The sequence below is a fragment of the Lactiplantibacillus fabifermentans DSM 21115 genome (assembly GCF_000498955.2).
In the GTDB taxonomy this organism is placed as follows: Bacteria; Bacillota; Bacilli; order Lactobacillales; family Lactobacillaceae; genus Lactiplantibacillus; species Lactiplantibacillus fabifermentans.
Genome location: NZ_AYGX02000014.1, coordinates 1 through 8,489, shown reverse-complemented (window position 1 = coordinate 8,489; position 8,489 = coordinate 1). Strand labels below are relative to the sequence as shown.

Here is an 8,489-nt window from a genome sequence, read left to right as displayed (position 1 = left end):
AAGCTGATCTTTTTTGTCCGAACAGCGTTCGGATTAATTTTACAATCTACCATTATCGTAAATTAACCGCATTTCAAAATGACGAACAAAAAGAATAACCAACATGAATGGTCCCGACCACCAAATTGAATCAGCGTGGCACCATTATTATCAAAAAACAAGCTAGCTGCCGGTTGACCGTAATGGAATCCGCCGTGCGGGTGGCGTTAACGGGATTGTTTTTTATCCCGTTTACACCACGGACGCCTTTTGAGACTTGCTTTTTAGGCTCAAAAGCGAGGTCCAAGACCGCTTCTTAGGCTTGGACCGGTCCCCACGGCGGATGGAATTACGGTCAACCGGCAGCGGCAAACCGCGACCATAATTTTTAAGCCGGTTTCCGTTTCAATAAGCGGACGCCGGTGATGGCCGTCGCAATTAAACAAATGACGAGTGACACCATGAAGGCTACTCGCATCCCGGCAATAAAGATTTCCGGATGAGCTGGTAAGTATGACGTGACTTTGTAACCAGCATTTTGACTCATCGCATCGTATAAGACGGTCGTGGCCAATGAAATCCCAATAATCATCCCGAGTTCGCGGGCTAAAGCGTTAATCCCGCCAGCGACCCCTAAATCTTGGACTTCCACTGAACTCATCACAATCGAGTTATTCGGTGCTTGGAATACCCCGTTCCCGAAACCAACTAAGCCGATGAAGAACATGAATACCCATAGCGGCGTCGTCAGCGTTGAGAACATGTAGCCAATCTGGCTAATGGAAATCAAAACTAAGCCGACAAACGTCAACAGTTCTGGCCCGATTTTATCAGAAATCGTCCCGGCAATCGGCGCCACAATGACTTGCACAATCGGGAACGTCATCAACGCGTACCCGGCATAGTTAGCGGCCAACCCCCGCGCGTTTTCCAAGTAAAATGGTGAGATGACGTTGAAGAAGAAGTTTGCCACAAAAATTAAGAAGGCGCACAAAATACTAATACTGAAGCGTGAATTTTTGAACAGTTTCAACTCCAAGATGGGGTTATCCGTGCGTAATTCAATGTAAATGAAGATACCCGCAGCCACGATAGCCACCGCAAACAAGGCTAAAATCATCGGTTTCGCAAAGCCGACTTCTTGGCCGATGAACACGCCGGCAAATAAGCTGACCATCACTAAGGCAAACAGCGCTGCGCCCGGTTTATCAATTGGTTGTTTGGAAGTCGTGATGTCTTTTGGCAAAATTACTTGCCCTAAAATCATCGCCAAGATCCCGACTGGCACGTTAATCCAGAAAATGTAGCCCCAGCTCAAGTGCGCCAAAATCAGGCCACCAATCCCCGGTCCCGCAATACTCCCTAACGCCACGAACGACCCAATCATCCCTAAGGCTCGACCGCGTTCTTGGAACGGAAAGACTTCGGTAATAATCCCGTTGTTCGTACTCATCGTCATCGCGGCCCCGACGGCTTGCACCACGCGGGCCACGAGTAACATCGTCAAACCAGAATTGAAGCCACATAGTAACGACCCAATCGTAAATAACACCGAGCCGATTTTAAAGATACGAATTTTGCCATGGGCATCGCCTAATTTACCGAATAATAACAATAGCGCACAGATAATAATCAAATAAATCGAGACGACCCATTCCGCTTGGTTCATCGGAATATTCATATCTTTACTCATGACGGGTAAAGCAATGTTGACGATACTGCCGTCTAACGTGGACATAAACGTGAATAAACACACCGCCACTAAAATCCACCAGCGATGTTTTTGAATTTGCGGATCTGCCGCAAACGAAGTTGTTTTCATTAATCTGCTTCCTTTTTTTGAATTCTAAGTAACAATTGTTGGACCCAAGCTTGTTGGCTTTGCGCCCGCACGAGTTGCAGCTCGTTGACGAGTAACGCATCGCGAATATCGGCAGCTAACATGTGCGGGTTATGGGCCAGTTTAACGTGTTGCTGTTGGAGCCGTTCGACTTGCCCGGTCGCAAACGCTAAAAAGTCTTGCACCACCGTCACTTGCTGGGTCAACGTTAATAAATGTAAAAAGTTCAATTTCATCTGCATCGTTAGCTGGGTCTGTTTATTCAAGGCCACCGGTGCTAAGACCAGTTGTTGAAACCGCGCTTGGCCCGTCGGCGTAATCGTGGCAACTTTTTGCGGCCGCTTGTTGGTCGTTTCCTTAAAATCTAACGTCAATTCCTGGGCCGCCGCCAGTTTATCCAATAACGGATATAGGGCCCCGAAACTAATCGTTAGCTCTTGGCCAACGACCGTCACTAACGCCTTGCGCAACTGATACCCCGTCATCGGATGATCCATCAGTTGACCTAAAATAAACAATTCGTACATTTAATCCCACCTAACATTTTTAATGCTCACCTAGTATATATATCTTTTAGATATATTGCAAGCACGACTATTCGGGTATTGGCCGAAAAAACCGGACTTTTCGACCAGGGTTCGCGCGTAAAACGTGCTATGATGAAACAATACCAGCAAGGGGGTTAGACACGATGAGTTCAATTATGGAAGATTTGCAACTAGCAGAACAACAGACGCAATTAATTAATTTGTACCAGGCCAATAGTGAGGTTGTTTATACTGGCTATATCGACAGTCTGGCACCCGATGGCGTCGTCGTGAATACTTATGACGACGCTGGTTTACAAGACGGCGCGGTCTTTATGCGCTATCGGGTCATCGATGAAGTGGAAATGATGAGCGAAGACTTGGACAACATGGCGTTTCGCATTAAGAATGCCGATGTGGAAGGTTTAGCGACCGTACCGCAGACGCCGGTGCACTTCAACGCGGCCCACGCCGAATTGTCACAAATCTTGGCCAATGCGTTGACGACTAAACAAGTCGTGTTGCTCGTCTTAGCGAACAACGACAACTACTTAGAAGGCCAAGTGCAGACCTTAGCTGAAACTAATTTTGAGTTCAAGGCCTTTGATAAATTTAATTATCGCCACCACACCCAACAAACTTTGGCCTATGATCAGGTCGATATTATTGAATTTCGTGGTAACGAATTATTACTCGAAAGCGCCTTTGTCAAAACTGATTATCGCCACGTTGATAACATTAAAGCGACCGGCAAGACCGCCATTAACGACGTCCTCACCCACGCCCAAGCGAATCAAGAATTAATCGCGATTCGCTCGGCCGATGGTTCCGGCATGTTTTTCGTCGGCTTCGTCAACGCGTTAAACGCCGACAGTGTCCTGATCAACTTAATTGATATGACCGGCCAATTCGGCGGCTACACGCTTTGCCGGCGGTCACTGATTGAGTCGGTCAGCACCCAATCCGACTATTTACAAACGATGCGCGGCTTTATCGAATTGAATCGCCAATACGAATTAAACGTGCAACCCGTCTTAAACGACGAACGGCTATTTGATGCCACGACGGACTTGTTTGACAGCATCTTACGACAAGCCGATAACTTCCATACCTTAGTCCACTTAACGACTGAAAATCCAATGTTACCTGCGATGACCGGCTATCCCGGTCCCGTCACGAACGGCCACTTTATTTTTTATAACGTGGAAGATGACAATCAAATCAATCGCGTTGGGACGTTGATTGAATTAGACGATGTCGTTGAATTATCATTTGGTTATATGGATGCTTACTTATTGGAAAAACGCTTGAAAGATAACGGTAGCTTGTAATCTTAAAGCCCGTCACTGATTTTTTAGTGGCGGGCTTTTTTGGTGCGTTATTGTATTAAAAAACAGACGGGCAATTTTTCGATTGCTCGTCTGCTTGGGTTTTGTTTTCTTGGGCTAAGTTGCCGAAACGTGCTAGCAGTGGCAGTGCCCTCCGCTTAGCTACGTTAGCGCCATCAGTCAGAAAAACCACCGACTAATGTCCCTAACTAGGCTATGCTCGGTCACTAACCGCCACTGCTACCACTCTATTTCTTGGGCAACCGTTTTTCCACATGATACTTCCGGGCGTCCGGTTTTGAACCATCCGCCGAAATGAGATCATCCGCATAAAAAACTGAATAGCCATGGTCTTCTTCTAATGGCTTGGCAATTAAGATACCGCGCTTGCGTCCTTGGCGGGCATTGTAAATGTCGGCACTACGTAACGCTTCGTTGTAATCATGGGATTCAGAGATTGCATCACCGGGATTAAAAAGGACATTTTCATCCATATCAGATCACTCCTTTGGATTGGTACCTTAATTATACACACTTACCGCGAAAACGTTAACTTTAAAGGTTAATGTCGACGTTGTAAGTCAATTTCGATAAAGTTAAGCCTTTGGTAATCAAGCTCCCAATTAAGCCTTCTGCCTTATCGCGCATTTGCGCAACCATTTGCTTGTCTTGTTCCGTCAAGAAGGCCGTCAATTCGTCACCGGATAATTTAGCCGCTTTTTCGTCCGTTTCAGCGACAAATTGCGCTAATTCAATCCGGCATTCTTTCAAGTAATCAATGTCTTCTTGCACGAAGTCCGCATAATGGGATTCCACAATCATTGATAACGTCCGGTAAAGCCAGTAAGCACTCTTGCGGTCGTAAGTTAATGGCGTGTTAGCAAAACTTGGGTCCGTTTCAGAAACATTAGCATGGAATGGCAAGTATGGGGCAAACGAAGGTACCCCAAAGGTCATCCACATAATGGCACTTTGTTCTTCTGGCACGTCATTACGAATTTGCATAACGTGTGAGTTTTGCGTCCGGTTCATTGAGATTGGCCGGAATTTCTTTGCTTCTGGCGAATCAGTGAATGGATCGTACTTCGTTTCGTTGTAATGTGAACCTAAGACATATTCCACATCCGCAATCGAAATCTTTTTGGCCGCATGGCAAATGAATGGTAATTCACTTGATTGGGGGTCTTGTTCGATTTCGGGGTTGAAGTAATGTTGACCATACCAAACCCGTGGTGTGTTGTAATGACGGTCTTTTTCGTTGTCCGTCCCAAAGATATGGCGGAAGTTGAAGCCTTCCTTGTCAGGGTTCAAATGATGTTCTTCAACGAATTCTTGAATCCCTTCAGACCACATAAAGTTGTCAGGATCATTGAAATCCACCCATTGAATGGCCACTTGGTTAGCCGCAACTGCATAAGCGTCGTCCGGAATCCGTTGGGCAACCCAATGATGACCCGTGACGATTTCCATATACCAAACGTCATTCTTATCATTAAAGAGCACGCCGTTACCTTCTGGCGAACCATATTTGGCAATTAATTGGCCTAAATATTTAACCCCATCTTTAGCGGAGTCAATAAATGGCGTCAGCATCGTTGGTAATGAATCTTCCGCCAACCCATTTTTAACAAAGGGGTCAAACGTCAAAGTATGTTCGTTACCATAAACACTTTCCGTTGATGACACCCCAACGTTTTTTTCGTTAAAGCCGTTTTCTTCAAAGACACCCTTAGCGGCAACTTCGATATTAGGAACGGCTTGGTAACGATAACCATCTTCAGGTAATGGCGCAGTAAAGCCGTTTTTACCGGAAGTTAACGTTTCATGCCGGCCGTGAACGGCGGGATGGACAATAAATTTTTGTGGCGTAATCGGCATAAAAGTATCGTCGTTACGGGCAATCATCGTGGAGCCATCTACCGTGGCGTTTTTACCCACTAAAATCGTGGTACAAGCTTGTTCGTTCATGCAAACACACTCCTATTAATTATAATTGTGAATTCGGTTTATCATTATTAATTTTACACGCTCTATTTTAAAATGCTAGGCTGACGTAAGCGTTCACAAAAATTCTTACGCAATTTTAATCGCCGATTTGCGGTTTGAAAATGGGTAAAAATCAAAAAATCAGCCTAATTCCCACATTTTACCGGCCAATCCGGCCAAATTACAAATCACGCGTTCGTAGCGGGAATCCGCGTCATAACAATGATTGTATTTATTTATCTATATATAAATGCCAAGAAATTCTTTTCTTTAATGAATTATTCTTAAATTAGAAAAATCAACGACACACTTTCTTCACAATTGGTTGTTATTCTTTATTCATAGCAATTAAGGATTCCCCTCCAAGATTGCTACTATAACAATTAACATTCTTTTCATTTACTCCTCCAAAGTAATGAAATCCGTCAAAGTGTAAGCTTTGACAAACTTAATGGACGGCATGTGAACGTCCCCCCGCTTATATGAATAAACGTCCATTAAGTCTCATCATGCGACTCCCCATCGCATGATGACCTACTCCTTTTGACCTTCGTATTCCCGTACGAAGGTTTTTTTGTGCAGAGCGCTAAGGCCAACGGGTTGCTCCCGAGCATTGCCTAGCCTATCGTGAAGGTTGAAGCGGTCTTGGCTTTGACCTTTACGATAGGCGTAGCAAGCGGAAGGAGCTGTTGGCCTTAGCGCGTTTCAGCAAGTTTAGCAAATCCAACTAGACCAACGATTTCCTCCCGAGCATTGCCTAGCCTAACGTAAAGGTTGAAGCGCTCTTTGCTTTGACCTTTACGTTAGGCGTAGCAAGCGGAAGGAGCAGTTGGCCTTAGCGCGTTTCAGCAAGTTTAGCAAATCCAACTAGCAAAACGGGTTGCCCCTGAGCATTGCCTAGCCTATCGTGAAGGTTGAAGCGGTCTTGGCTTTGACCTTTACGATAGGCGTAGCAAGCGGAGGGGGCAGTTGATTTTGGCGCGTTTCAGCAAGTTTAGTAAGTTCCATTAGACCAACGATCGCCCCTGACCTTTACGTTATGCGTAGCTAAGCGGAAGCCGCTGCCGACTTTTGCACGTTTCAGCAAGTTTAATAAATCACGGTAGACCCAAATCCCAGCCAACAAAAAAAGACCTGCCTCGCAGCAAGTCTCCAATTCAATCCGTATTAACAACCACCAAACATCACTGGAGCCATAACTAACCCAACCGCCAAATTCCATCGACGCAGCGCTTTATCATCAACCTTACCAGCCTTAACATCGGCCTGAATACTTTGATAAATCGCCATCACTTCGTCAGAAACGTGATGATGCTTAATATAATATTCTGAAACATCATGGGACAAGGCAGTGACGACCTCCACATACGGTTGGTCGTTGTTCAAAGCCGTCGCATTTTTTAATAACAGCGCTTGTAAATCTTGGTCCTCCGCGTCTTCAGCCGCTTTATAGGCCACGCTCAATTGATTAGTCAGCTTAGTGACCATCACGATATCATTTTCTTTTGTCATAATAACGCCCCGCTTCCCCTAACTCGTTGATAACCTTAATTATCGAATTCATTATACCGCTTCATAACAGTGATGGAACTATTATTTTTACGAAAAAGCCTTTATAATAAGAGCATCACAAATAAAGGTGGGGATCAATAATGTCAGAAGGCTATTTAGATGATCGATTAATCGGCCAACGGTTCACCATTACGTTGGGGGACTTGTTAGACGGCGTTTCATTTTATGGCATCTTTTATCATTTGCGCGCGACAACTTCGTTACATTCGGGGGACCTAGTGGAGGTTACCGCGGCCACAGCGCACGGTTTGACCGTGAAAGTTGTGACACCTCACCGCCAGGGGGACTGATTGGCTATGGTCAAACTTATTATTGGCATCATTGTTATTCTATTAATTATCGCTGTCTTAATGGCATCGATTCGCATCATCACCCAACCGAATCAAGGGGTCGTTTTAACGTTTGGGAAGTTTGAACGGGTCTTGAGTTCCGGGATTCATTTTATTAAACCATTTATTTCACGCGTCATCACCGTGAACACCGCCCAAACACCAGTCGACTTGAATCAACAAGTCGTCATCACCAAAGATAACGCTGAAATTTCAGTCAAGATTTCCTTGAAATACCACGTGACGAATATCGAAGATTTTGTCTTTAAAAACGAAGATTCCGTCCGTAGTATGATTCAAGATACGCGGGCCGCGTTGCGGGGAATTATCGGGAACAAAGAATTGAACGAAGTTTTGAACGGGACGCAAGAAATCAACGCCGCGTTGTTCAAAGAAATTTCGTCCGTTACGGCTGGTTACGGTTTAAACGTCGACCGGGTCAATATCGACTCCGTGAACCCTTCCGCGGACATCCAAGCCTCGATGAACAAGTTGCTACAAGCAACCCGGGAACGGGACGCTACGATTGCCACCGCTGAAGGTAAAAGTAAGTCGATTACCTTGGAAAACGAAGCCAACAACAAGGCGCTGTTAGCGACCAACAAAGCGCAAAACGAAGCCTTGGTCAACAGTGCTAAAGCCAAAGCAACGGCCATCCAAACTGAAGCGGACGCCGACGCTTATCGGACGCGCATCTTAAACGAAGCTTTGAGCCAATCATCCGAAAACTACTTCATCTTCCAAAACACGGAAGCCGTCAAAGCCTTGGCTGACGGGACTGCCAACACCGTGGTCTTGCCTAACCAAACTTTGGATAGTTTAGGGTTGATTCCAGCTTTGACTAAAGTTAGCAAATTAACGAATAAATAAGCAAAATGGTAGATTGCAAATTTAATCCGAATTTTTGGACAAATTGTTCAGCATAACC

8 protein-coding genes are annotated in these 8,489 nt (G+C 45.2%); 3 read left to right on the top strand and 5 right to left on the bottom strand.

Features of this window, described 5'->3' with window-relative positions:
- Positions 1 to 367: 367 nt before the first annotated feature.
- Both DY78_RS00810 and DY78_RS00805 read right to left on the bottom strand, forming a co-directional pair.
- Positions 368 to 1,801: an MFS transporter gene (locus tag DY78_RS00810; RefSeq protein ID WP_024624913.1), complete on the bottom strand. Its 1,434-nt coding sequence runs from the start codon at positions 1,799 to 1,801 to the stop codon at positions 368 to 370.
- The gene (locus DY78_RS00805; RefSeq protein ID WP_024624914.1) at positions 1,801 to 2,346 is read right to left on the bottom strand and encodes a PadR family transcriptional regulator; all 546 of its coding nucleotides are present in this window, start codon (positions 2,344 to 2,346) and stop codon (positions 1,801 to 1,803) included. Before DY78_RS00805 ends, DY78_RS00810 begins: the two co-directional genes overlap by 1 nt.
- A 164-nt stretch (positions 2,347 to 2,510) precedes the next feature.
- Here DY78_RS00805 and DY78_RS00800 point away from each other — a divergent pair, with 164 nt between their 5' ends.
- Positions 2,511 to 3,677 (top strand): hypothetical protein, encoded by a 1,167-nt coding sequence (locus DY78_RS00800; protein WP_024624915.1) that lies wholly within the window; start codon positions 2,511 to 2,513, stop codon positions 3,675 to 3,677.
- Between the two features lie 245 nt (positions 3,678 to 3,922).
- Here DY78_RS00800 and DY78_RS00795 read toward each other — a convergent pair whose 3' ends face one another.
- The 3 genes from DY78_RS00795 to DY78_RS00785 form a co-directional block, all read right to left on the bottom strand.
- Positions 3,923 to 4,168 (bottom strand): hypothetical protein, encoded by a 246-nt coding sequence (locus tag DY78_RS00795; RefSeq protein WP_024624916.1) that lies wholly within the window; start codon positions 4,166 to 4,168, stop codon positions 3,923 to 3,925.
- 61 nt (positions 4,169 to 4,229) lie between these two features.
- Positions 4,230 to 5,642 (bottom strand): C69 family dipeptidase, encoded by a 1,413-nt coding sequence (locus DY78_RS00790; RefSeq protein WP_024624917.1) that lies wholly within the window; start codon positions 5,640 to 5,642, stop codon positions 4,230 to 4,232.
- 1,185 nt (positions 5,643 to 6,827) lie between these two features.
- Positions 6,828 to 7,172, bottom strand: coding sequence for a bacteriocin immunity protein (locus tag DY78_RS00785; RefSeq protein WP_051385228.1), 345 nt, complete (start codon positions 7,170 to 7,172; stop codon positions 6,828 to 6,830).
- Positions 7,173 to 7,312: 140 nt separating this feature from the next.
- Here DY78_RS00785 and DY78_RS00780 point away from each other — a divergent pair, with 140 nt between their 5' ends.
- Both DY78_RS00780 and DY78_RS00775 read left to right on the top strand, forming a co-directional pair.
- Entirely contained in the window at positions 7,313 to 7,522 is a 210-nt protein-coding gene (locus tag DY78_RS00780) for a hypothetical protein (RefSeq protein WP_024624919.1), read from the top strand.
- Positions 7,523 to 7,528: 6 nt separating this feature from the next.
- Positions 7,529 to 8,431 carry an SPFH domain-containing protein gene (locus DY78_RS00775; RefSeq protein ID WP_024624920.1) on the top strand — a complete coding sequence of 301 codons (903 nt, stop codon included), beginning with the start codon at positions 7,529 to 7,531 and terminating at the stop codon, positions 8,429 to 8,431.
- The last annotated feature ends 58 nt before the right edge of the window (positions 8,432 to 8,489 follow it).